Here is a 22,833-nt window from a genome sequence, read left to right on the forward strand (position 1 = left end):
TCCCGCGACTTAGGACCGGACCTGTCCCAACAGCACCTTACTGTCGCCGTCATGAGCACCGAACAGGAGATCGTCTCCTTCCGTATCGACATCCCGCAGGCCGACCTCGACGACCTGGCCGACCGGCTCGCCCGCACCCGCTGGCCCGACGCGCTGACCAAGGTCGGCTGGAGCCGCGGCGTGCCGCCCGACTACCTGCGGGAACTGGCCACGTACTGGGCCGGCGAGTACGACTGGCGGGCGCAGGAAGCCAGGATGAACGCCCACCCGCAGTTCACGACGGTGGTCGAGGGGCAGCGGCTGCACTTCCTGCACATACGGTCCCCGCACCCGGACGCCACCCCGCTGCTTCTGCTGCACGGCTGGCCGGGCACCTTCGCCGACTTCCTCGATGTCGTCGGCCCGCTCACCGATCCGACGGCACACGGTGGCGCGGAAGCCGACGCCTTCCACCTGGTGATCCCCTCGCTGCCGGGCTTCGGCTTCTCCACCCCACTGGCCGGCCCCGGCATGGGGCCTGCCCGGATGGCCGAGTTGCTGGTGCGGCTGATGGAGCGGCTCGGCTACCAGCGTTACGGCGTGCAGGGCTACGACACCGGCGCCTGGGTGGCTCCCGAGATCGGCAAGCAGGCGCCGCAGAGCGCGATCGGCATCCACGTCAACGCGCTGATCTCCGTACCGTTCGGAGTGGAGGGCGAGATGGACGGCCTCTCTGCGGCGGACGAGCAGCGTTGGCAGCGGATGCAGAACTTCAACGACGGCTACTTGCAGTGCAACTCCAAGCGGCCGCAGACCGTCGCCTACGCCCTCACCGACTCGCCTGCCGGACAGCTCGCCTGGATCGTGGAGAAGTTCAAGGAACTCACCGACCCCGAGGACGGCCTGCCGGAGGACAGCATCGACCGGGACCGGTTCCTGACCGCCGTCTCGCTGTACTGGCTGACGGCCAGCGCGGGGTCGTCGGCCCAGGTCTACTACGAGGCGATCTCGGCGGCGGACTGGGGCGAATCGGCCTGGGACCCGGCCGAGTCGACCGTCGACCAAGCGGGGTCGGAGGCGGACTGGAACACCCCCGACAGCGATGCCGCCCACGACTGGGCTGCGGCACAGCGCGGCACCGTACCCACCGGCGTGCTGCTCTCCGCGCACGATGTGACCGTCCGGCCGTGGGCCGAGCGGGACCACAACATCGTGCGCTGGACCGAGCTCGGGGCAGGCGGCCACTTCCTCGCCATGGAGGCCCCCGGCCCGCTCGTCGAGGACGTACGCGCGTTCTTCCGCGAGCTGCGCTGACTCACCGCGCCCACGAGCCCGCGTCCGCCCGATCGGCCAGCGCCACCAGTTCCTCGGCGGCGTCGGTACGGAAGGCGGCGCGGGCTGCCGCTGTCTGGCGGTCGCGGGCCGGGCCGGGGAACGCCAGTTCGTGGGCGCTGCGGGCCGGTTCGCCTTTGCCGACGGCGTGTCGGGAGAGTCCGGCCCGCGCCATGGCCTGTACGCCGGCCGCGGCGTGCCCCGGCAGTGGCCGGTGGCCGATGACGGGCAACCCCGCCGCGAGAGCCTGGGCCGCGGTCTGGCCCGCCGCGTTGTCGAGCAGCACATGGGCCACGGCCATCAGCCCTGGCAGGTCGGTCACCCAACCGAGGGGCAGCAGGCCGGGGTTGCGGGCGGCGCGGTGTCTGAGCCGTTCGTCGTTCCCGCACAGCAGCACCGGCACACAGCCGTGGGCCGCCAGCTGCCGAGCCGTTGCCAGCAGTCGGGTCCCGACTCCCCAGGCGCCGGTGGACATCAGTACGGCGGGCCGCTCCGGCGACAGCGGTGTGGTGTGCTGCGCCGCTGCCGCCACGTGCCGGTCCAGCAGCGCGCGCCAGTGGCCGTCCGCGTCGCGGGGCTCGAAGAACCGTGCGGGCACCACGGGGCCTGTGGTGCGCGCGGGCCCTCCGGTGGTGGCCCGTACCTCCTCGGCGGCGGTCTCGGTGACGCACAGGTGGAGGTCGTTCCCGGGGTGCAGCCAGCCGCGGTGGACGGCGAAGTCGACCACCATGACCGCCGCCGGCACCGTCAGCGCGCCCCGCGCCCGCAGCCGCCCCGTCACCTGGGCGCTCAGGTGGAAGGTGGGGACGACGACATCGGGACGCCAGTCCGCGACGGCCCGCAGCAGCGGGCGCTCGGCGAGTGCGGCCAGGGGCGCGCTGCTCGGGCGCGGTCCCGGCGCGCCGGCCGTCGCCAGGAAGCCCGCGTACACGGCGCCGTAGAGCCGGGGGACGTGCCGTACGGTGGCGCGGTAGCCGGAACGCAGCGCCTCGCCTGTCCCGGCCGGCAGGAGGGTGAGGATGTCGCGCACGAGGGCGGCATGACCGCGGGCCCGCAGCCGGTGCGCCAGTTCCTGTGCGACCGCGTCGTGGCCCGCGCCCATGCTGGCACTCAGCAGCAGGAAGCGGTGCGGCATGGGGCTCCAGGGGTCGTCGGTGGGCGGACCGGCGCGGCCCCGGACGGCTCGGTCCGAGGCGGCGCCTCGGGTTCGGCGGCTCGGCACGTCCGTGGACCCTCAGCACGTCCGTAGACCAGTGTGCTGTCCGGCCGTCGACCGCGACGTAGCGACACTCAGGCGGTGCCGACACCGCCGCGCCGCGCGCGGCCTCCCCTGCCGAAGCCCCGTATCCCGGACGGCTTCCCGGCCGGGCCCGTGGTCCGGGCGGGGAGCCGAACAGGTGGTTCGGCTGGCCCGGGCAGGGCTCCGGGCGGGTGCGCCGCCGGGTTGCCAGCATGCTGGAGCCGGGGCCCGTTGTGCCCCGGTACACGTTCCCGGCCCCGTCGCGGCCCGTACTGCTCACCGGAGGCGTCTGTGTTCGACAGGCTCGGCAGATCCGACCGCCGTCTGGCGCACCCTCTGCTCCGAGCCCCTTCGGTGCGGCGCCCGCTGCGGCGACATCCGGCCGGGCAGCTGTCCGTCTCCGCGCGGGCCCGGCCACCGGAGCGCACGAGGGCCGAGCCGCGTGCGGAAGCCGGTCAGCATGTGCACCGGCCGGTGGCGCTCGTCACCGGCGCGTCGTCCGGCATCGGCGCGGCCGTCGCCGAGCAGCTGGCCGCGAGCGGCAACTGGCGGCTGCTGCTCAACGGCCGGGACGAGGGACGGCTGGCGGAGGTCGCGCTGCGCACCGGCGGGGTGCCGCTGGCGGCGGACCTGACCGATCCGCGGGCCCGGGCGCGGGTGGCCGAGGAGGCGCTGGTGCACAGCGGGCGGGTGGACGCGCTGGTGGCGGGCGCCGGCATCGGCTGGGCCGGGTCGTTCACCGCGATGCCGCCCGAGGACATCGACGACGTGCTGGCGGTGAACCTCAACGCGACGCTGCACATGGTGCGCCTCCTGCTGCCGGGCATGGTGGACCAGGGCCGCGGCCGGGTGGTGCTGATCGGTTCCATGGCGGGCAGCGTGGGCGTACGGGGGGAGGCCGTGTACGCGGCGACGAAGGCCGGGCTGACGGCGTTCGCCGACAGCCTGCGCTACGAGCTGGCTTCCAGCGGAGTACGGGTCTCGATGGTGCTGCCGGGGGTGGTCGACACCCCGTTCTTCCAGCGGCGCGGCGCCCCCTACCGCCGGGACCGGCCCCGGCCCGTCCCGGCGGTGCACGTCGCCGAGGCGGTGTGCCGGGCGCTGCGGACGGGCCGCCCCAACGCGTACGTGCCGTCCTGGATGGCCATGCCGGCGTGGCTGCACGGGACGGCGCCGGGGGTGTTCCGCAGTCTTGCCCGGCGCTTCGGGTAGGCGCACGCGTGCTGTGGACAGCGGTTTCCATCGTGCTGGCGGTACTCGCCGCACTGGGGAACGCCGCTGCCTCGGTGCTTCAGCGGCGGGCTGCCGCGGTGGAGCTGCCGGGCCCTTCCGGGCGTCGGCTGTCGTGGCTGCCGGGGCTGCTGCGTCGTCCGGTGTGGCTGTGGGGCGCGGCCACCCTGGTGCTGTCCGCGGTGTGTCAGGCGGGCGCTCTGGCGACGGGGCCGCTGGCCGTGGTGCAGCCGGTGATGACGACGGAGCTGCTGTTCACCCTGATGCTGGGCAGTCTGGTGTTCCGGCGGCGACCCGAGCCACGGATGTGGGTGGCGTTCGCGGCGATGGTGGTGGGGCTGTCGGCGCTGCTGTGGCTGGTGTGGCCGTCGGGCGGCTCGGCCAACGTACCCGACGACCGCTGGCTGGTGACGGCCCCGCTGGTGACGGCGCTGGTCGTGGTACTCACCGTGGTGGCCTTCCGGCTGCCGTCGGCGCCGCGGGCGACCGTGCTGGGTACGGCCACGGCCGTGCTGTTCGGGGTGACGGCCGCGCTGATGAAGGACGCGATCTCGCATCTGGCGGACGACGGGCTGGTGGCGCTGCTGACGGCGTGGCAGACCTACGGGGTGGCGGTCGCCGGGGTGGCAGGGTTCCTGCTGCTGCAACTGACGCTCCACGCGGGCACGCTGGTGGCGTCCCAGCCCGCGCTCACGTTGGGCGACGCGTTCTTGAGCGTGGTGCTGGGCGCGGCGCTGTTCGACGAGCGGCTGTCGCTCGGGTGGCGGGTGGTGCCCGAGGTGGTCGCCTTGGCGCTGATCTGCGTAGGGAGTGTGCAGCTGGCCAGATCCCCGGCGGTGTCGGGCCCCTCCGAGAAGGAGATGTGGTGACCCGGCCGCGCGTTCTGGCGGCTCTGGCGGCAGCCCCGGCGACGGTCGCCGCCGTGCACATCGTCCCCGCGGCGACCTGGCTGCCCCCCGTACGGGCCGTGCTCCGCCCGTCGTTGGACGGGCGCGGCAGCGCCGACCATATCGCCCTGACGTTCGACGACGGGCCGGACGACCGGTCCACCCCGCACTTCCTGCGTGAGCTGGACCAGTTGGGCGTCCGGGCCACCTTCTTCCTCGAGGGCGCCGCGGTGCGGCGGCACCCGGAACTCGTACGGCGGATGGCCGCCGACGGCCATGAGCTGGCCGTGCACTGCTGGGAGCACCAGCCGCCGTGGCTGCCCCGCCCGGTCGCCGACCACGCGGACCTGGCGCGCGCTGTGGCTGCCGTACGCGCGACGGCGGGCGCTGTGCCCCGCTGGTACCGGCCGCCGTACGGGGTGCTGACCGGCACCCGCTGGTGGGCCGCGCGGCGGCTCGGGCTGCGCCCGGTGCTGTGGACGGCCTGGGGCCGGGACTGGCAGGCACGTACCGACCCCGACGATGTGCTCTTCGAACTCTGCAAACGGCTGTCGGGCGGGGCCACCGTCCTACTGCACGACAGTGACCGCAACAGTGCCCCCTGTTCATGGCAGGTGACACTGGCGGCCCTCCCCCACCTGGTGGCACGGTGTCGGGCGGCGGGCTGGACGGTGGGGCCGCTGGCCGAACACGGGATGCCGAGGAGTGTCGAAGGACGGTGAGCTGACGAGCCGTTGCCGAGGTGTCGAGCAGCGGATCCCATGGCAGCCGGGGTTCAGCGTGCGACGGCGCGCTGTTCGGGCTGCTGCTGGGTGGCGCAGTGGATGCCGCCCCCGCCGGTGGCCAGGGTGCCGATGTCCACCTGCCGGATGTCCCTGCCGGGGTAGAGCTCACCGACCGTTGCCGCGGCGCGGTCGTCGGCTTCCGTATCGCCGAACCTGGGCAGGATCACCGCTCCGTTGACGACGTAGTAGTTCACGTAGCTGCCCAGGAAATCCGGGCTCGTCACCCCCGCCTTGCCCGGATCCGCCTCCGGGATGTCCACGACTCTCAGCTTCCGCCCTTCCGCGTCGGTGCTCCGCTCGATGATGTGCCGGGCCTGCTGGTACGCGCGACGCCACTTGTCGTCCGGAGCGCCTTCGGCGGGGCTGCTCATCACGACGGTGCCCGGCCTTGCGAAACGGGCGAGCGCGTCGATGTGGAAGTCGGTGATGTCCGCACCCTTGAGGCCCTCGACCCAGATGACCTTGCTGACGCCGAGGAGGGCCTTCAGCTCGCGTTCGATCCGGTCGCGGCTCTTGCCGGGGTTGCGGTTCTCGTTCACCAGCGAGCTTTCGGTCGCGAGCAGAGTTCCCCTGCCGTCGACCTCCAAGGAGCCGCCCTCGGCGGTCAGCGGCGCGGAGATCCGGCGGACCCCGGTGTGACGGAGCACGGCGGCCGCGACCCGGCTGTCGCGACGGTGCTGCTGTTTGCCGCCCCAGCCGTTGAAGTGGAAGTCCACGCCCGCCTGTCCGCGGTCCGTGTCGATGAAGACCGGCCCGGTGTCACGCAGCCACAGGTCGTCGACCGGCTGGACCAGCACATGGACGCGGGAGCCGACCGCCCGGCGCGCGGCGGCGGCCTCCAGCGGGCCGGCCAGCAGGGTGACCGGCTCGTAGTCGGCGATGGTCCGGGCGATCCGCGCGATGTCGGCCCGCACCCGCCGGGTGTCGGCGCCCCAGATCCGGCGCGTGGGCCAGGCCATGAAGGTGCGCGCGTGCGGCACCGACTCGTCGGACATCCGGCCGCCGTCGGCGGGCCCGCCACCCGCCGTACTCCCGTCCGCTGCCACCGCCGGTGAGCTCCCGTCCTCTGACGCGGCTGGCGTGCTCGCGTGCGCTGCCGCGGCCGGTGTGCGTCCGGCGGACGAGCGGGCCGCCACTCCGGCCAGCGCCACGACGGCTCCCCCGGCCAGGACCGCGCGCCTGCTCCGTGAGAACACCGCCATGCCCACACCTTCCGCCGGTTGCCCAGTTGCCGTATTGCCCAGGTGTCGAAGGTATCCGCTGCCGTCATCCGGCGGCGGTCGGGCAGCGGTTCAGGCAACGGCGTAGCTGCCGAGTGCCGGTTCGAGGAGGTCGAAGGCGCGGGTGGTCTCCTCCGTGAGGATCGCGGCGATTTCGGGGTTGGAGTGGCCGGCCAGGGTGAGTTCCTGGATGCGCTGGAAGAGCGTGCGATGCACACCGGCGAACAGTGCGGCGGCTGTACGGGGAGTGATGTCGTCGGCCTGCGTGCCGGTGGCTTCCGCGAGGGCTTGGGCAAGTGCGTTCTCGCGCTGGTCGTGCAGCGTGCGCAGACAGGTCGAGAGGGTGGGGCTGTCAGCGATCATCCGGGAGAACTCCGGCCCGGCGAAACCGGCGACGGGATCCTGCGCCGCGACGGCGGCCTCGAAAGACGCGCGGAGCGCCGCCCAGGCGGATTGGCCCGGCTGCCGGGCGGCGACGGTGCGTGCCAGGCCGGCGATGAACTCTTCCTGGTGATCGAACGCGAGGTCCTCCTTGCGCGGGAAGTAGTTCGTCACCGTCTTCTTGGCGACGCGGGCGGCAGCGGCGATCTCGGCGATGGTGGTGTGCTCGAAGCCCTGCTCAAGGAAGAGCCGGGTCGCGTGATCGGAGATCAGCTGTCGGGTCTCCCGCTTCTTGATCTCCCGCAGACCCGGTTCGCCGGCGTGTGCTCCGGCCTGTGTCTCGGTGCCTGCCTCGGGGCCGGTGTTGGTGTGCGTCTCGGTAGCCATGGAGGCAATCTTACACCCGTGGCAAAAATATGTTGACAGCACCCGTGTGGCCAGATAAGTTTACGTCCATCGCAAGTTTGCACCGAAGGGAAGGGGTGCTGACGCTCCCCGGCCGACCGGCATCCCACCGCCGTCACGCATCCCTCGCCCAAGTCCCCTGCCCTCACAAGGAGTCCACTGTGCAGATCTCCACGACCACCCTCTCCCTCACCGTCGACGACGTCGCGGCTTCCCAGGCGTTCTTCACCACGTACCTCGGCTACACAGAGGCGGCCGCCGCCGACGGATTCGCCTCCCTCACCCGCCCGGACGCCGCCGCCGACATCGTCCTGCTGCGCCGCGGCATCGAGGTACTGCCGGCCGATCAGCGCGACCAGCGCGCCTCCGGTCTGATCCTCGCCTTCACCGTCGACGGACTGGAGGACGAGGAGCAGCGACTCCGTTCCGAGGGCGTCAGCATCACCATGCCGCTGCGGGAAGAGCCGTGGGGCGAGCGCCTGTTCCAGATCACCGACCCCAACGGCGTGATCATCCAGTTCGTCGAATGGACCCCCCCGACCGACGCCTGACGCCCGGCTGCGCCCCGAAGGGGCGCGGGGCTGTGTTCATATGCGGCTCCGCCGCGTGGGCACGACCAGCCACGACACACCCGCACCCCGCAAGCGTCAGGCAGGGGCACCCCCTCACCGGAACAACGGTTGGCCGAACACGCCTGGCCGACCGCACTGCTAGACACTGTTGACTCCGATCAACCGCAACGTCAGGACATTTATGCGAAACCTCGTCTACTACATCGCCTCCACCATCGACGGTTTCATCGCGGGGCCTGACGGCGCAGACCCCACCGGCCCCGACGGCTTCTGGCCCATCCCCGAGGACTACATTCAGCATCTCGTCGCCGAGTACCCGGAAACCCTCCCCGGCCAGGCACGTGCCGCGCTCTCCGTGACGGCGGAAGGTACACACTTCGACACCGTTCTCGAGGGACGGCGCACCTACGAGATCGGGCTGCACGCCGGCACGACGAACGCCTATCCGCACCTACGGCACCTGGTGTTCTCCCGGACCCTCACCGAGAGCCCTGACCCCGCCGTGGAACTGATCGCCGAGGACCCGGTCGCGACCGTACGGGAGCTGAAAAAGGAGGAGGGCAAGGACATCTGGCTGATCGGTGGCGGCGAACTGGCCGGCGCGCTCTACTCCGAGATCGACACGCTGATCGTCAAATTGAGCCCGATGACCATAGGCACCGGTGTACCGCTCTTCTCCGACAAGGCCGGGTTCGATCCGCGCACTTGGGATCTCACCGACCACACCGTCCTGAACAGCGGCGCCCTCTTCCTCACCTACTCGCGGCGAACCGCGTAGTTCACGGGGCGCACACCGCGGCCCGGGCACACAGGGCCTCGTCCGCGGTGTGCGCCCCGGCTCCCCCGGACGCCCCGAGAACAGTCAACGGTCCTGGCGGGCCGCGAGGGCGTGGACCACATCCGCCGAGGCCGGATAGAGCGCGCGATAGAGGCCGTACAACTCCTCGTAGCGGGCGGTGTTTTCGGGGTCCGGCCCAACGGTTTCCCGTACGGGGTTCCAGTCGTCGATCGAGGCGTCGGTCACCAGCTGCGCGGCGAGCAGTGCGCCGCCGTAGCTCGCGCCGATGGAGGTGGTGCGCAACTCCTGGGGCCTGCCGATGACATCGGAGACGATCCGCGTCCACAGCCCGCCCTGGGTGCCGCCGCCGACGGCGACGACCCGGCGGATGTCGCCGCCCGCCTTCTCCAGGGCCTCGATGTTGTGCCGTACGGCGTACGCGGTGGCCTCCAGCGCGGCCCGGTAGAGGTCGCCGCGGGTGTGGGAGAGGGTCAGGCCCGCGATGACGCCGCGGGCCTGCGGGTCCATGACCGGGGTGCGCTCCCCCGCGAAGTACGGCAGCATCAGCAGGCCGTTGGCGCCGGGCCCGGAGGCTTCGGCGAGCTGGAGGAGTTCGGCGTAGCCGGGGTCGCCGAACAGCTCCCGCAGCCAGCCGGTGACGGCGCCCGAGGTGGCCATTCCTCCGGCGAGGTTGCGGGTGCCGGGGAGGGCGCCGACGGTGCTCCACAGCGCCGGGTCGGTGAGCAGCCCGGGCACGGTGTGGATCAGGAACATCGTCGTGCCGTACATCAGCATCAGGTCGCCCGGCTGGTGCGCGCCCACGCTCAGCGCCTCGGCCCAGGCGTCGATCGTGCCGGTGATGACGGGGATGCCTGCGGGCAGTCCGGTGGCGCGGGCGGCCTGGGCCGTTACGGTGCCCGCGGCCTCGCCGGACCAGCGCAGCGGCGGGAGTTCGAGGCCGGGGGCGATACGGTCGGCCCAGGGGGCGTACCACTGGCGGGCGACGGTGCCGTAGAGCGGGGTGGTCTGGCTCGCCGAGTGGTGGTCCAGGACATAGGCGCCGGTGAGCTTGCGGACCAGCCAGGAGCTGGGCATGTAGAGCCGCTTGGCGCGCGCGTACACCTCGGGTTCCTCGTCCGCGACCCAGGCGATCTTCGCTCCGGCAGCCTGGCTGGACAGTTCGGAGCCGCAGCGGCGGCGGATCTCCTCGGTGCCCAACTCCTCGTTGAGCCGCGCGATCTGGGCGGTGGAGCGGGTGTCGGCGCCGTAGAGCACCGCGGGGCGCAGCGGTGTGTCCTCGGCGTCGGTGAGCAGGACGCAGGGGCCCATACCGCTGAGCCCGACGGCGACGACCTCGGCGTCGGTGCCGCCGGTCAGCTCGTGGGACAGGGAGACCAGTTCGTCCCACCAGATTGCGGCGTCCATCTCCACATGGCCGGGAGCGGGCCGGTCGACAGTGTGCTCGCGTACGGCCGAGCGCAGCAGTGTGCCGTCCAGTGCGACCAGAACGCCCTTGCTGCTGGAGGTACCGATATCCACACCCAGGACTGCGTTGACCATGCGCGCAGGCTTTCAGAAATCGATTTCACCGTCAACGGCCGTGCACCGTATCGCCCGTTGAGCAGCCATCCGCGGAGGATCGGGCAGCCTCGACGCCGCCCGGCGGGAACTCCGTAAGAAAGCCGCCTGGCACACCTGTTGACGTCCCGACCGGCCGTTTCTACGCTACCTGAAATCGATTTCTGGAGGAGTTCGCCGTGCTCAGCCTCGATCCCATGGGACAGCCCTGAGATGGCCGGCGAGAACGCCGGAGCAGCAGCCGCCCAGGCCGGTCCGGCGCTGCTGCGCGTGGAGGACGTCAGCAAGAGCTTCCCCGGTGTCAAAGCCCTGGACCGGATGCGGCTCGACCTGCGGCACGGTGAAGTGCTCGCACTGGTCGGGGAGAACGGCGCGGGCAAGTCGACGCTCATGAAGCTGCTCTCCGGCATCCACACCCCCGACGAAGGCCGGTTCTTCCTGGACGGCGAACCGCTGCGGCTCACCGGGCCGCGGGACGCGCAACAGCGCGGCATCAGCATCATCCACCAGGAGTTCAACCTGATGCCCGACCTGACGGTCGCGCAGAACATCTTCATCGGCCGCGAACCCCGCAAGGCCGGCCTCCTGCTCGACCACCGGGCGCTCGACACCCGCGCCCGGGAGCTGCTCGACCGCCTCGAACTCCCCCTGGACGTACGCCGCACGGTCGGCACCCTCACCGTCGCGCAGCAGCAGATGGTGGAGATCGCCAAGGCCCTCTCGTACAACCCGCGCGTCCTCATCATGGACGAGCCAACCGCCGCGCTGAACGACACCGAGGTGCGGGTGCTGCACCAGCTCATCCGGCGCTTCGTACGGCCCCGCACGGGCGTCATCTACATCTCGCACCGGATGGAGGAACTCGCTTCGCTCTGCGACCGGATCACCGTCATCCGCGACGGCCGGTACGTCGAAACGCTGCGGACGGCGGAGACTTCGATGCCCGAGGTCATCGCGCGGATGGTCGGCCGCGAGCTGGAGGCGGGCGCCGGACCGCGGACCGTACGGCAGGAGCGCGAAACGGTGCTGTCGGTCTCCGGGCTGTGCACCAAAACGCTGCTCGATGATGTCGGCTTCGATCTCAGGAAGGGCGAGATCCTGGGCTTCGCCGGGCTGATGGGCGCGGGCCGCACCGAGGTGGCGCGGGCGCTGGTCGGCGCGGACCCGATCACCTCCGGCACGGTGACCCTGCACGGCCGCCCCGTACGGATCAAGAACCCGGCGGACGCGGCACGGCACCGTATCGGCTATCTGTCCGAGGACCGCAAGCGGCTGGGCCTGCTGGTGGAGGACAGCGTCAGTACGAACATCGCGCTCAGCTCCCTGAGGGAACGCTTCCAGTCGTTCGGTTTCGTCCGTGACGCTGCGGTACAGGAGCGCGCGGCCGAGCTGGTCTCCACGCTGCGGATCCGGACGCCCTCGGTCGGCCGTCCGGTCAAGAACCTCTCCGGGGGCAACCAGCAGAAGGTCGTCATCGCCAAGTGGCTCGTCAAGGAGTGCGATGTGCTGATCTTCGACGAGCCGACGCGCGGCATCGACGTGGGCGCCAAGGAGGAGATCTACCGCCTCCTCGACGAACTGGCCGAACAGGGCAAGGCGATCATCATGATCTCCTCGGACCTCCCCGAGGTACTGCGGATGTCGCACCGCGTCCTGGTGATGGCGGAGGGCCGGATCACCGGCGAACTGAGCGCCGCCGAAGCCACCCAGGAACGGGTCATGCACTACGCGACGCTGCGTCCGGGCACGCCCTCGCTCGAGCCCTCCGCGTCCCACGACAACACCGCTTCCCGCACCGGCAGCAACCCCGGCATTCCCAAGGCAGGCGAGTGATGACAGCTTCGACGGCCTCCGCGCCCCAGCAGGAACAACACCCCGCCACCCCGGCCGCCGAGGCGGGCGGCACGCTCAAGGGCCGCCTCCAGCAACTGCTGGCGCTCGGCAGCCTGGTCGTGATCTGTGTGTTCTTCGCGATCGCCGACCCGATCTTCCTCAGCTACGGCAACATCACCTCGATCCTCTTCGCGACCGTGGTGATCGGCACGCTGGCCCTCGGCGCAACGTTCGTGATCATCACCGGCGGTATCGACCTGTCGGTCGGTACCGGTATGGCGCTTTGTGCCGTCATCTCCGGTGCGCTGATCACCAACATGGGGCTGCCGATTGCCGTGGGCGTCCTCGGCACACTGCTGTTCGGCGCGCTCATCGGCTTCCTCAACGGGCTGAACGTCACCGTGCTCGGACTGCCGCCGTTCATCGCCACGCTCGCGATGATGCTGGTCGCGGGCGGGCTGGCACTGGTCATCTCGGGCAGCGCGCCGATCTACTTCGACTCGACCGCGTACACCGACATCTCCACCGGCAGCATCATCCCGGGCACCGACTTCCCCAACGCGGTGCTCATCCTGGCCGCCGTCGCCGTGCTCGCCTCAGTGGCGCTCAGCCGCACCGTGCTCGGCCGCTACACCTACGCCATCGGCAGCAACGAGGAAGCCACCGCGCTCTCCGGTGTCGACGTACGCAAATGGAAAATCGTCGTCTACACGCTGGCGGGCCTGTTCATCGGCCTGGCCGGCGTGCTGATCTCCGCGCGGCTGGGTTCGGCCCAGCCCGCCACCGGTATGGGGTACGAACTCCAGGCCATCGCCGCGGTCGTCATCGGCGGCACCTCACTGAGCGGCGGCAAGGGCTCCGTCGTCGGTACGGTCATCGGCGCGCTGATCATCTCGGTGCTCAACAACGGCCTCCAAGTGCTGGCCGTCCCGCAGGAGTGGCAGAACGTCATCCTCGGCAGCGTGATCGTCGTCGCCGTCTACGCGGACATGGCGCGCAAACGTGCGGCTGCCGGCTCCGGCGTCACCGGCGTCACTGGAGGAGCCCGATGATGCGGCCCCGGCGCAACGCCGCGCTGCTCGTGGCGGCCCTGCTGTCGGCACTCAGCGGTTGCGCGGCCTCCGACAAGCCGGGCGGCGACGACAAGCCGTACGTGGCGATCGTCTCCAAGGGCTTCCAACAGCAGTTCTGGCAGTCGGTCAAGAAGGGCGCCCAGCAGGAGGCCGATGAGCGCGGCGCCGAGATCAGCTTCCAGGGACCGGCAACGGAGAGCGATGTCGAGACCCAGGTGACGCAGGTGACCAACGCCGTGGGCAAGCGCCCCGACGCGCTGGGGCTGGCGGCGCTCGACTCGCGGGCCACCGAGCCGATGCTGCGGAAAGCGAAGCGGAACAATGTGCCGGTCATCGCCTTCGACTCCGGTGTGGACAGCGAGATTCCCCGTACCACCGTCGCGACGGACAACCGGGCGGCGGCCGCCGAGGCTGCCCGGCACCTGGCCGAGGCGCTCGGCGGCAAGGGGAAGGTCGCCGTCGTCGCGCACAGCCAGACCAGCGGCTCGGGCATCGACCGCCGGGACGGCTTCGCGGGCTGGATGTCGAAACACGCGCCGGGCATCACGCTGCTGCCCGTGCAGTACGGCGGCGGCGACCAGACCAAATCGGCCGACATCACCAAGGCGATCATCACCGCCAACCCCGATCTCAAGGGGATCTACGGCACCAACGAGGGCTCCGCCATGGGTGTCATCCAGGGCGTCAGGGAAAGCGGCCGCGAGAACATCAAGACGGTCGGCTTCGACTCCGGGAAGGGCCAGATCGACGCCATCAAGAAGGGCGAGATGCTCGGCGCCATCACCCAGGACCCGCTCGCCATCGGCCGCAAACTGGTGGACGCGGCGCTGAAGGCCAAGCGGGGCGAGAAACTGCCGAGGACCATCAACACCGGGTACTACTGGTATGACCGGCATAACGTGGACGAGCCGAGGATCAAGTCGGTGCTGTACCGATAGGTGTTGCCGGCGGGTCTTGCGTACCCCGCAATGGGGGCTGCGCTTGCCCACCCTGCGCCCCTGGCGCAGACTGCCCAAGCTTCGCAGGGACACGCACCTCGCAAGCGACAAACAGGGGCACCCTCACCGGAACAACGCCAACTCCGCAAAGCGGTAGGTCAGTTGCCGCCACACCGGCGTGGCCGCAACGGCGTCCTCGGTTGCCCGGCGAAGAAGCGCCGCCCGGTCGAGGCCCTCGGCGGCCAGGCGCTGGGCGTCCCAGGTGCGGATCCGCTCCGGCTCCGTCTCGGGGTGGAACTGCACACCCCACGCCCGCTCCCCGACGCGGAACGCCTGATACGGGCAGCGCTCGCTCTCGGCGAGCCATACGGCGCCGGGCGGCAGCGCCGTGACCGCGTCCACGTGCCGCTCGATCGCGGTCACCCGCCGGGGCAGCCCGTGGAAGAGCGGATCGCTCTCCGCTTCGGCCCGCAGGGTGAGCGGGGTGCTGCCGATCTCCGGCTCCCCGTGCTCCGCCGCGACCTCTCCCCCGGCGACGTGCGCCAGCAGCTGTCCGCCGAGGCAGATCCCGAACACCGGGATACTGTCGTCCAGCGCCTGCGCCACCAGGGCGCGGGTGGGCGCCAGCCAGGGAGCGCGCACGTCGTCGTCGGGCATGAACCCGCCACCCAGAACGACGAGCGCGTCCTGCGTGAGTCGCGGCGGCAGCGGAGTGCCCTCGTACGCCCGGACGATCTCCACGGCGAGCCCGGCCTCGGCCAGCCAGTCGCCGAACCGCCCCGGTCCTCCCCGAGCCGTGTTCTGCACCACCAGGGCTTTCCCCGCCACCCCGCACCGCCTTCCGTCCGGTGTCCGTGTGCCCACAGTCGCTCATGGTGGCACGGCACATACGGCGGGTGCGGTCGGTCGCTCCTCGTAGTCGAGCCGATGCGCAGCAGTGGGCCCGGGCCGGGCAGGACTGTGACTGGGCGGGTCCCCGGCGGGTACCCGGGGACCTCAGCGGTACGACAGCGAGAGCGAGAGGAAGGAACCATGGGGCTCGCCTACCGGAAGAGCTTCCGGATTCTGCCGGGGGTACGGATGAACATCCGCCGCGGGTCGGTGTCCATCACCACGGGCAGCCGTCACAGCCCGCGCCGGGCACGCAGGTCGATGGGGCGCCGTACGACATCGCTACAGCTGCCCGGCCCCTTCGGTCAACGGCGCACCACTCGCCGTCTCGGCCGGCTCCGCTCGATACGCCACTGAGGCCGCAGGGCCGGGTGCAAACCCGCTGCGGACCCGCACAACGAAGGCGCGGCGCAGCGTGCGCTGCGAGGGCCGGACAGGCGAGGGCCGGACAGGCTGTGCGCCTGTCCGGCCTTCGTCGGCCCCACCGCACCAGTTCGTTCAGATACGGCCGTTGGTCAGTCGCGTCACGGGACCCGCGCTTCTATGGGCGCTCCTGCGGCCCAGCGCGAACGCTCCCGCCAGGAGGGCGAGCAGCCCGCCGGCCGCACCGGCGGTGACCTTCTTGCGCTCCTTGACGGCGGCCACTCCGGCCGTGGCGGCCGTGCCGGCCTTGGATCCCACGGACACCAGCGTGTCCTTGGCGGCCTCTCCCTTCTTCTTGGCGGCTTCTCCTGCGGAGTTGGCGGCTTCGCCCGCCTTGGCGGCGGTCCTGGAGGCCGCGGCGGTGGTGCCGGACGCGGCCTTGGTGGCGCGCTTGGCGCCGTCCTCCGCCCCGTTCGCCGTCGCGGTCTTGGCCGCGTTCCCCGCACTGCTTCGCTTCGCGTTCTTCACCGGATCAGCCATGCGGCTGCGGGTAACCGCACAGCGTGTCCTCAAACCGTGCCGTGTGGGGGCGGTCGAGGGTCAACCGCCGTACATACCGCGGAAGACCAGCACTCCGAGCACCGTGCCGAGGACCAGCCCGGCTATGGAGACCCCGATCGCGGTCGGCGCGAGCCGCTCCTGTTTGGACTTGGCGACGACGCCGCAGATGATCCCCGCGATACCGAAGCCGGGCGGGCAGAAGATGAAGGCGATGGTGCCCAGCACGATGCCGACGATGCTCAGCGTGTTGGAGTCGTTGGCGGGTGGCGGTCCTGACTGATAGGGCGGTCCCGAGTAAGACACTTGATCCCCCCTCCAGGGTCGGTGACGCCACACTAGGGAGTGAGCGCACCGCTGGGTAGACCGGTGCCCGGCCGAGGCCGGCCTCGGTCAGGCGGGTCTCATGGAGGTCTCGGCGGACACGGCCGGCGCAGGGTAGGAGGAGGCGCCTTCCGCTGCGGAGACGAAGCCCTTGAGCCCTTTGAGCAGTGCGTCCCGTTCGTGGGACGGCATGGTGGTGAGGATTTCCAGCAGGGCCTCCTCACGCTGCTCACGCAGACCCCGCAGATACGCCCTGCCCCGGCGGGTCAACCGCAGCTCCAGCTCCCGCCTGCTGGTGGGGCTCGGTGAGCGCTCCACGAACCCGATCGCCTCCAGCCGGTCGCAGAGCCTGCTGACCGATGACGGCGCGGAGCCCAGCGCCTCCCCCAGCGTCCGCAGGTTCATGCCCTCGTCGCGGTCGACGCAGTACATGACGCGTAGTTGCGAGGGCGAGACGGGCGCGGTCGAGGCGGCGTTCCGGCCCTGCTCCCACAGCACTTCGAGCAGTTCGATGACCTCCCCTGCCCGTTGTGCGGCTTCTCGGGCGTTCCGACCGGGAGGTGAGGGGTTCACGCCCATATCAGTACCACTCCATATCGGCGGCACGGGCCAGCCGGGCCCAGCGCCTGCTTCTCCTCAGCGTTCCACTCGGCGGGGCGCTGTCGGCGCTGGGGAAGCCGGGCGCTCCGCACGTTCGTGCCGGCGCCGGTCGGGGTACGCAGGGGGCGGCTTTCACCGGCTCGATGCGGCGCCCATCATCGACAAGCCTATCCCTGATCACCCCGTATGCCCGGCCGGACGCATGTCATGCCCGCTGCGACAGGCGTTCACGCAGCGTGCGGGAATGCCGTCGTTGTGCCAGGTGGCAGTGGCGCACAATGACTCCATGCGCATAGCGGCCTACCTCGCACATCCCCGTTCCGGCAGCTGCAACCACGCCCTGTTCGACGCCGTCGTCGACGAACTGCGGCAGCGCGGCTGCGCGGTGTGGGCACACGATCTGTACGCCGAGTCCTTCGACCCGGTGCTGACCGCGTGGGAGACGGAGACCGTGGACGGGGCGGCCACAGCGGGAGACCCCGAAGACGCCGGGGACACCGCACTGGCCCGGCACCGTGCGCAGGTGGCCGCAGCCGACGCCCTAGTGTTCGTCCACCCCAACTGGTGGGGGATGCCGCCCGCGATCCTCACCGGCTGGGTGCAGCGGGTGCTGGCGCCCGGGGTCGCCTACAAGCTGGGCACGGCGGACGGCGAGCCGATCGGGCTGCTGTCCGCGGGCCGCGCGCTGATCCTCAACACCTCGGACACCCCGGCCCGGCGGGAAGAGCGCGAGTTCAACGACCCGCTCCACAACATCTGGGGCGCCTGCGTCCTGCCGTACACGGGCGTGACGGACGTACGGCGGACCGTGTTCCGTACGGTCACCGACTCCACCGAAGCCCAGCGCGCCGAGTGGCTGCGACAGGCCCGCGCCCTGGCGTCGGCGCTCGTGGACTGACCGGCGCGCTCAGGGTCAATGCGCGCCCGAGGCCGTACCGCCCGGCAGACCGATGCGGGGGCGGGCGGGCCGGGGGACGCGCTCCCGCTGCTGTACGCCGCCGTTGCAGGCGCGGGCGTTGAGCAGCGAGTCGAAGAGGGCGCGCGCTTCGAGGAGGGCGGCGCGCATCTCCTCCGTATCCGGGGCGCTCCCGGCATCAGGCGTATTCGGGGTGTTGCCGCGTCGTGCGTCGTGGACCCGCAGATATCCCTGTACGCGCCGCGCGTGGTGCACCGAGAGCGCGGCGATCCGCTCCTCGAAAGGCGCCTCGGCCGGGTAGCCGCGCTCGGCGGCCAACCGTGTCAGCAGCGCCTCCGCCTCACCGAGCGCCCTGACAGGGGACTCGACGAATTGCTCCTGAACGGCCTTCCACTGAGCCAGGTAGCGCTCGCGCGCGCCGGACGTGAGCGGCAGGACCTTGAGCGAGCCGTAGCGCCGGAGCCGGTCGGCCAGTTCCCGGCGGGCAGCTTTGGCGTCGCCGTTGCGCCGGGCCAGGACACGCTCGTACTCGGGGCCGAAGCGCCGCTCCATCTGCTGCCCGTCGAGAGCCGCGGCTCGCTGCCTGAGCCGGATCGCGAGCCCGAACGCGACGGCCACGATCACGGCGAGGCCGACGGTGAGGAGGGTGGTGAACATGTGCGCCTTCTCCCCGGCTCCCGGCACGTCGACCTCGGGAGCCGTCCCGATGGGGCCCGAGCCTCGGAGGAGAGACCCGGCAAGGGCCGCGTGCCCGAATGCCGCGCCGGTAAACCCCTCGGAACCGCCTGTTTCGCCAACTCCTCCGGGGTTTTTGATTCCTGACGGCAGGTCACCTTTTCGGCGGCGTTCCGGCCGCATGACGCCCGGGGTGCGGGTGCCTGCCGGGGCCTGTCGTCCGCATCCCTCACGCGGATCGCGGTCGCTAAGATCCCGGTCAGGTGTCCGGGCAAGGGGCCCGGGGAGTGTGGTTTGGGGTGGATATGGTTGCTGGCCGAGTCGTCCGGTTCGACGGTGCGCGGGGCTACGGGTTCATCGCCCCGGACCACGGGGGCGAGGACGTCTTTCTGCACGCGAACGATCTGATGATGCCGGAGTCGTTCGTCCACACCGGCGTGGCTGTCGAGTTCGAGATCGAGGACGGGGACCGAGGTCTGAAGGCCTCGTCCGTCCGGCTCCTGGAGCGCCCCGACTCCCCCTCGTTCGAGTCGCCGGCAGCCGCCGGGAGCCACACCACGCACGGGTCAGCGGTCTCCCGTGCGGAGGACGGCGACGATCCGATGTGCGATGTGCTCAGTGTCGCGGAGTACACCAAGGCCGTGACGGAACTGCTGCTGGAGGCGGGGCCGGGGCTGACCGGGGCGCAGATCCTGGACATCCGGCGCCGTCTGGTGCAGTTCGGGAAGAGCCACGGCTGGGCCGAGGACTGACGGGCGTCACGCCCGGCAACAGCACGCTGCCGTGCCCGTACGGAATGTCCCGTTCGGGCACGGCAGCGTCGTTACGGCCGCAGCGCCGTCGCCGGCAACGTGCCGCCGGACGAGGGCGACGGGGCCGTCAGATCCCGAACGCGGGCGGGTACTGGATCACTCCGGACGGCACCGTGTCGGCCTGTTCGTCCAGGGTGAGGGCCATCATCGCCTCGTCCGGCACCTCGATCGGGGCGCGGATACCGAACCGGGAGGCAGGTACGAACCCGAACCGCGGATAGTACTCGGGGTGTCCGAGGACGAGCACCAGGTTCTCGCCCAGGCCGCGAGCGGCGGCCAGTGCCGCGCGGATCGCCGCCGAACCGGCTCCCGTCCGCTGGAACGCCGGCAGCACCGCGCACGGGGCGAGGGTGAGTGCGGGGTGTCCGTCGACGTGGCAGCGGGTGAGCAGCGCGTAACCGACGGGAGTGCCGTCGGGGGTTTCGGCGAGCAGGGAGAGACCGTCGATCCACGCAGCGGGATCGCTGCGCAGCGCCTCGACGATCCCGGCCTCTTGCGGGGTCGGGAACGCCGCCAGGGTGATCCTGCGGATCGCGGCGGCGTCCTCGGCGGAGCCGGGCTTCTCGGCGCGGGTGGTGAAGACAGTTGTGGGTGGTTGGGACAACGGGAACACCTTTGTGATGAGGGATCCCGGTGCTGCGGGTGAGCGGGGTGTGCGCCCCTGTGGTATCGGAACGGGTGTGCCCCTGGCCTCAGCTCAGGACCGGGACCCGGGAGATGAGAACTGTCCGGGCACCGCTTGTCGCGGCGGTCTCCACGGCAATCATCAACTCATCTCCCCGTTCGCTGTTCGCTCAGGTCAGCGACCCGCCGACCACCGTCGCGCGGACGCTAGCACGACTTGGGAACGGCGCCGAACCGATTTTCTGGGCCACCGCCCCCGGTCCGCCGTGACGGTGGGCGGACCGGGACCGGAGCGGGGGGTGCCCTGCGTGCTGGTCAGTACCAGCCGTGCGCGTTGTGGAAGGCGAGTGCCGCCGCCCAGGAGCCGTACCGCTCCTGGACGTAGCGCTCCGCGCCGGCGTGCTGTTCGGCGACCGTGCCTCTGCCCCAGGGCTGGTCGGTCTGGAACAGGCCGTAGTACTTGCCGTTCTGCGCGTTCGGGTTGCCGCTGGACTCCCGGCGGATGATCTCCGCCTTGGCGGCGCTCTCCGCTGTCGAGGCGTTGGGAGCCTGGCCCTTGGTGCGGCCCTCCGGTGCCTGCTGCGGCTGGGAGGCCGGTTCCTGCGCCTGCTGTGCGGTGTTCTGCTCGGCGCTGGGCGGGGCCGCGGTGTCCGGGGACGTCGGGGCCGGCTGGGGTGCGGCCTCCCCGACGGTCAGGCGGTCCCCGGGGAAGATCCGGTCGGGATCCTGGAGCCCGTTCTGCTCGGCGAGTTCCTGCCAGGTGGTGCCATGGTTCTGCGCCACCTCGGACAGGGTGTCGCCGGACCGCACCTCGTAGGTGTTGGTGGTCGGGGAGCCCTGACGCTGCGGGGCCTCCGTGTGCGTGTGCGTGTCGGCTGACTGCCCCTCCTGCGCGAAGGCGGGGGCGGCCGGGACGGCAACGGCGGCCGCGGTGAGGACGCCGAAGGTGGCGATTTTGGTCTTACGCATCTGAATCAAGTCCTTACCGTCGAGCCCGAAGACTCTCTGTTGGGGTCAGAGGAAAGCCCGTCAGGGCGGTAGCAAACTCCGTCAGATGCGATCCGGGCCGACGATCCGTTCTGCTTTGCCGATCTTTCACCCGTCCAGAGGTACCGGGCGTCCCCGTTGGGCGGTACCTAGCCGGAGTGGGCCCGCAGCCAGTCGAGAACTTGGGCGGCGTGTTGGTCCGGAGGGAAGACGGGATGGAAGACGTGCTCGATCACGCCGTCGCGGACGATCAGGGTGAGACGGCGGTAGAACGTCCGCCCGTCGGCGGTGAACGTGGGCAGGCCGAGGACTCCGGCGAGGGTCAGCGCGGGGTCGGAGAGCAGGGCGAAGGGCAGCCGCAGGCGCTCGACGACCTCGCGCTGGTAGGGGCTGTCCTGGCTGGATACGCCGAAGACCGCGGCGGCGCCCGCGGTACGGAGTTCTTCGTGGTGGTCGCGGAATCCGCAGGCTTCGGGGGTGCAGCCGCGTGCGCCGGGGATGCTGTCCCAGCCGTTGGGCAGCTCGCGGTCCGGGCGGCCGGTGAGGGGGTAGACGTAGAGGACGGTGCGGCCGGGGCCGAGTTGGTCCAGGGCGACCAACTTCCCGCCGGTCTCCGGTAGTTGGAGGTGCGGCAGCCGCATCCCGGTCAGGTGGTCGGCCGCACCGTCGTCCTCGGGTACGGGCAGTCCGGCGGGCAGCCGCGTCAGGTCGTCCACGTGGTCTCCTTCCCCTCCTCGGGTCGGTGCCGGTGCTGTTGCCCGCACGCTAACCCCGACTCCACGGAGTGGGGGCAAGCCGCCGCGTGACCGTACGGCTCGCGGACGGGACGGGCACCGAACGGGCGAACACCGGACCGGAACGGGCGGCGCCCTGCCGCAGACGGCGCCGGAACTGCTGGTCATGGGGGCTTCCGGGGAAAAGCGGAACGGGCACAAGCAGGCATCATCTTCTTCGTCGGAAGGCTGGCCGCTCCCGCCGGAGGGCTGTAGAACTCTCCACACGGGCAGGAACGGGCACGTCCGTGACCGAACGGAGAGGGGCGCAGGAGCCATGAGCGCGGCGGAGCGGCAGCGGCAGATCGTCGGTACGGCACGACGACTGGGCTCCGTCGAGGTTGCCCAGCTGGCCGCGGAACTGGGCGTCGCCAAGGAGACGGTCCGCCGCGATCTGCGCGTACTGGAGCAGCACGGGCTGCTGCGGCGGACGCACGGCGGCGCCTACCCGGTGGAGAGCGCCGGGTTCGAGACGACGCTCGCGTACCGCACCACCATGCATGTGCCCGAGAAGCGGCGGATCGCCTCGGCGGCCGTCGAGCTGCTCGGGGACGCGGAGACGGTCTTCATCGACGAGGGGTTCACCCCGCAGCTCATCGCCGAGGCGCTGCCGCGGGACCGGCAGCTGACCGTGGTGACGGCCTCGCTGCCGGTGGCGAGCGTGCTGGCGACGGCCGGGGAGTTCACCGTACTGCTGCTCGGCGGGCGGGTGCGGGGCGGAACGCTGGCGACCGTCGAGCACTGGACGACGAAGATGCTCGCCGGGTTCGTCATCGATCTGGCCTTCGTCGGCGCCAACGGCATCTCCCGCGAGCACGGGCTGACCACCCCGGATCCGGCCGTCAGCGAGGTCAAGGCGCAGGCGGTGCGGGCCGCGCGGCGGCGGGTCTTCGCGGGGCTGCACACGAAGTTCGGTGCGGTGAGTTTCTGCCGCTTCGCGGAGGTGGGCGACTTCGAGGCGCTCGTCACCTCCACGGGCCTGCCCGCTCCGGAAGCACACCGCTACGCATTGCGCGGGCCGCAGGTCCTCAGGGTCTGACCGCGCTCCCCCAGCTCGCACGGGCGGCCGTGAAGTGCGC

At 71.3% G+C, this 22,833-nt stretch carries 25 protein-coding genes; 13 read left to right on the forward strand and 12 right to left on the reverse strand.

Going from position 1 to position 22,833, the window contains the following annotated elements; translation table 11 throughout:
- Positions 1–51: 51 nt before the first annotated feature.
- A complete protein-coding gene (locus ACQEU8_RS04745; RefSeq protein WP_433097111.1) occupies positions 52–1,293 on the forward strand; it encodes an epoxide hydrolase family protein in 1,242 nt (413 codons plus the stop codon).
- 1 nt (position 1,294) lies between these two features.
- Here the strand turns inward: ACQEU8_RS04745 and ACQEU8_RS04750 are convergent, their stop codons facing one another.
- A complete protein-coding gene (locus tag ACQEU8_RS04750) occupies positions 1,295–2,446 on the reverse strand; it encodes an MGDG synthase family glycosyltransferase (protein ID WP_433097113.1) in 1,152 nt (383 codons plus the stop codon).
- A 396-nt stretch (positions 2,447–2,842) separates the two neighbouring features.
- Between ACQEU8_RS04750 and ACQEU8_RS04755 the strand changes: the two genes are divergently transcribed.
- From ACQEU8_RS04755 to ACQEU8_RS04765, 3 genes are read left to right on the forward strand one after another with little or no spacing between them, the layout of a single operon-like run.
- A complete protein-coding gene (locus ACQEU8_RS04755; RefSeq protein WP_433097115.1) occupies positions 2,843–3,763 on the forward strand; it encodes an SDR family NAD(P)-dependent oxidoreductase in 921 nt (306 codons plus the stop codon).
- A gap of 8 nt (positions 3,764–3,771) precedes the next feature.
- Positions 3,772–4,650, forward strand: coding sequence for a DMT family transporter (locus tag ACQEU8_RS04760; RefSeq protein WP_433097117.1), 879 nt, complete (start codon positions 3,772–3,774; stop codon positions 4,648–4,650).
- Positions 4,644–5,390, forward strand: a complete 747-nt coding sequence (locus ACQEU8_RS04765; protein WP_433097119.1) for a polysaccharide deacetylase family protein — start codon at positions 4,644–4,646, stop codon at positions 5,388–5,390. Before ACQEU8_RS04760 ends, ACQEU8_RS04765 begins: the two co-directional genes overlap by 7 nt.
- Positions 5,391–5,443: 53 nt before the next feature.
- On the opposite strand, the gene ACQEU8_RS04770 is transcribed toward ACQEU8_RS04765, so the two are convergent.
- On the reverse strand, positions 5,444–6,655 hold the full coding sequence (locus ACQEU8_RS04770; RefSeq protein WP_433097121.1) for an agmatine deiminase family protein: 1,212 nt from the start codon (positions 6,653–6,655) through the stop codon (positions 5,444–5,446).
- 90 nt (positions 6,656–6,745) lie between these two features.
- A complete protein-coding gene (locus ACQEU8_RS04775; RefSeq protein WP_433097123.1) occupies positions 6,746–7,441 on the reverse strand; it encodes a TetR/AcrR family transcriptional regulator in 696 nt (231 codons plus the stop codon).
- A gap of 179 nt (positions 7,442–7,620) precedes the next feature.
- Here ACQEU8_RS04775 and ACQEU8_RS04780 point away from each other — a divergent pair, with 179 nt between their 5' ends.
- Both ACQEU8_RS04780 and ACQEU8_RS04785 read left to right on the forward strand, forming a co-directional pair.
- Positions 7,621–8,010: a VOC family protein gene (locus ACQEU8_RS04780; protein WP_433097125.1), complete on the forward strand. Its 390-nt coding sequence runs from the start codon at positions 7,621–7,623 to the stop codon at positions 8,008–8,010.
- 202 nt (positions 8,011–8,212) lie between these two features.
- Entirely contained in the window at positions 8,213–8,809 is a 597-nt protein-coding gene (locus ACQEU8_RS04785; protein ID WP_433097127.1) for a dihydrofolate reductase family protein, read from the forward strand.
- 84 nt (positions 8,810–8,893) lie between these two features.
- Here the strand turns inward: ACQEU8_RS04785 and ACQEU8_RS04790 are convergent, their stop codons facing one another.
- Positions 8,894–10,369, reverse strand: coding sequence for an FGGY-family carbohydrate kinase (locus tag ACQEU8_RS04790; protein WP_433097129.1), 1,476 nt, complete (start codon positions 10,367–10,369; stop codon positions 8,894–8,896).
- Positions 10,370–10,600: 231 nt separating this feature from the next.
- On the opposite strand from ACQEU8_RS04790, the gene ACQEU8_RS04795 reads away from it, so the two are divergent.
- From ACQEU8_RS04795 to ACQEU8_RS04805, 3 genes are read left to right on the forward strand one after another with little or no spacing between them, the layout of a single operon-like run.
- Entirely contained in the window at positions 10,601–12,220 is a 1,620-nt protein-coding gene (locus ACQEU8_RS04795) for a sugar ABC transporter ATP-binding protein (protein WP_433097131.1), read from the forward strand.
- Positions 12,220–13,272 carry an ABC transporter permease gene (locus ACQEU8_RS04800; RefSeq protein WP_433097133.1) on the forward strand — a complete coding sequence of 351 codons (1,053 nt, stop codon included), beginning with the start codon at positions 12,220–12,222 and terminating at the stop codon, positions 13,270–13,272. The genes ACQEU8_RS04795 and ACQEU8_RS04800 overlap by 1 nt, the downstream gene beginning before the upstream one ends.
- Entirely contained in the window at positions 13,269–14,231 is a 963-nt protein-coding gene (locus tag ACQEU8_RS04805; protein ID WP_433097135.1) for an ABC transporter substrate-binding protein, read from the forward strand. Before ACQEU8_RS04800 ends, ACQEU8_RS04805 begins: the two co-directional genes overlap by 4 nt.
- Before the next feature lie 123 nt (positions 14,232–14,354).
- Here ACQEU8_RS04805 and ACQEU8_RS04810 read toward each other — a convergent pair whose 3' ends face one another.
- A complete protein-coding gene (locus ACQEU8_RS04810; protein ID WP_433097137.1) occupies positions 14,355–15,059 on the reverse strand; it encodes a type 1 glutamine amidotransferase in 705 nt (234 codons plus the stop codon).
- A gap of 204 nt (positions 15,060–15,263) precedes the next feature.
- On the opposite strand from ACQEU8_RS04810, the gene ACQEU8_RS04815 reads away from it, so the two are divergent.
- Complete coding sequence (locus ACQEU8_RS04815) at positions 15,264–15,479, forward strand: DUF4236 domain-containing protein (RefSeq protein WP_433097139.1); 216 nt, start codon at positions 15,264–15,266, stop codon at positions 15,477–15,479.
- A gap of 141 nt (positions 15,480–15,620) precedes the next feature.
- Here ACQEU8_RS04815 and ACQEU8_RS04820 read toward each other — a convergent pair whose 3' ends face one another.
- From ACQEU8_RS04820 to ACQEU8_RS04830, 3 genes are all read right to left on the reverse strand, one after another.
- Positions 15,621–16,025 carry a hypothetical protein gene (locus ACQEU8_RS04820; RefSeq protein WP_433097141.1) on the reverse strand — a complete coding sequence of 135 codons (405 nt, stop codon included), beginning with the start codon at positions 16,023–16,025 and terminating at the stop codon, positions 15,621–15,623.
- A 60-nt stretch (positions 16,026–16,085) separates the two neighbouring features.
- Positions 16,086–16,349 carry a hypothetical protein gene (locus tag ACQEU8_RS04825; RefSeq protein WP_433097143.1) on the reverse strand — a complete coding sequence of 88 codons (264 nt, stop codon included), beginning with the start codon at positions 16,347–16,349 and terminating at the stop codon, positions 16,086–16,088.
- A gap of 87 nt (positions 16,350–16,436) precedes the next feature.
- Positions 16,437–16,946, reverse strand: a complete 510-nt coding sequence (locus ACQEU8_RS04830) for a MarR family winged helix-turn-helix transcriptional regulator (RefSeq protein WP_433097145.1) — start codon at positions 16,944–16,946, stop codon at positions 16,437–16,439.
- 307 nt (positions 16,947–17,253) lie between these two features.
- On the opposite strand from ACQEU8_RS04830, the gene ACQEU8_RS04835 reads away from it, so the two are divergent.
- Positions 17,254–17,865, forward strand: a complete 612-nt coding sequence (locus ACQEU8_RS04835) for an NAD(P)H-dependent oxidoreductase (protein ID WP_433097147.1) — start codon at positions 17,254–17,256, stop codon at positions 17,863–17,865.
- A 15-nt stretch (positions 17,866–17,880) separates the two neighbouring features.
- Here ACQEU8_RS04835 and ACQEU8_RS04840 read toward each other — a convergent pair whose 3' ends face one another.
- Positions 17,881–18,540 (reverse strand): hypothetical protein, encoded by a 660-nt coding sequence (locus tag ACQEU8_RS04840; RefSeq protein ID WP_433097149.1) that lies wholly within the window; start codon positions 18,538–18,540, stop codon positions 17,881–17,883.
- A gap of 323 nt (positions 18,541–18,863) precedes the next feature.
- Between ACQEU8_RS04840 and ACQEU8_RS04845 the strand changes: the two genes are divergently transcribed.
- Positions 18,864–19,310, forward strand: a complete 447-nt coding sequence (locus ACQEU8_RS04845) for a cold-shock protein (RefSeq protein ID WP_433102147.1) — start codon at positions 18,864–18,866, stop codon at positions 19,308–19,310.
- A 127-nt stretch (positions 19,311–19,437) separates the two neighbouring features.
- On the opposite strand, the gene ACQEU8_RS04850 is transcribed toward ACQEU8_RS04845, so the two are convergent.
- The 3 genes from ACQEU8_RS04850 to ACQEU8_RS04860 form a co-directional block, all read right to left on the reverse strand.
- Positions 19,438–19,974: a GNAT family N-acetyltransferase gene (locus tag ACQEU8_RS04850; RefSeq protein WP_433097151.1), complete on the reverse strand. Its 537-nt coding sequence runs from the start codon at positions 19,972–19,974 to the stop codon at positions 19,438–19,440.
- A 335-nt stretch (positions 19,975–20,309) separates the two neighbouring features.
- Entirely contained in the window at positions 20,310–20,963 is a 654-nt protein-coding gene (locus ACQEU8_RS04855; protein ID WP_433097153.1) for a LysM peptidoglycan-binding domain-containing protein, read from the reverse strand.
- A 167-nt stretch (positions 20,964–21,130) separates the two neighbouring features.
- The gene (locus ACQEU8_RS04860; protein WP_433097155.1) at positions 21,131–21,697 is read right to left on the reverse strand and encodes a peroxiredoxin; all 567 of its coding nucleotides are present in this window, start codon (positions 21,695–21,697) and stop codon (positions 21,131–21,133) included.
- Positions 21,698–22,031: 334 nt separating this feature from the next.
- Between ACQEU8_RS04860 and ACQEU8_RS04865 the strand changes: the two genes are divergently transcribed.
- Positions 22,032–22,793, forward strand: a complete 762-nt coding sequence (locus tag ACQEU8_RS04865; RefSeq protein WP_433097157.1) for a DeoR/GlpR family DNA-binding transcription regulator — start codon at positions 22,032–22,034, stop codon at positions 22,791–22,793.
- The last annotated feature ends 40 nt before the right edge of the window (positions 22,794–22,833 follow it).

The organism is Streptomyces sp. CA-250714 (assembly GCF_050936705.1).
In the GTDB taxonomy this organism is placed as follows: Bacteria; Actinomycetota; Actinomycetes; order Streptomycetales; family Streptomycetaceae; genus Streptomyces.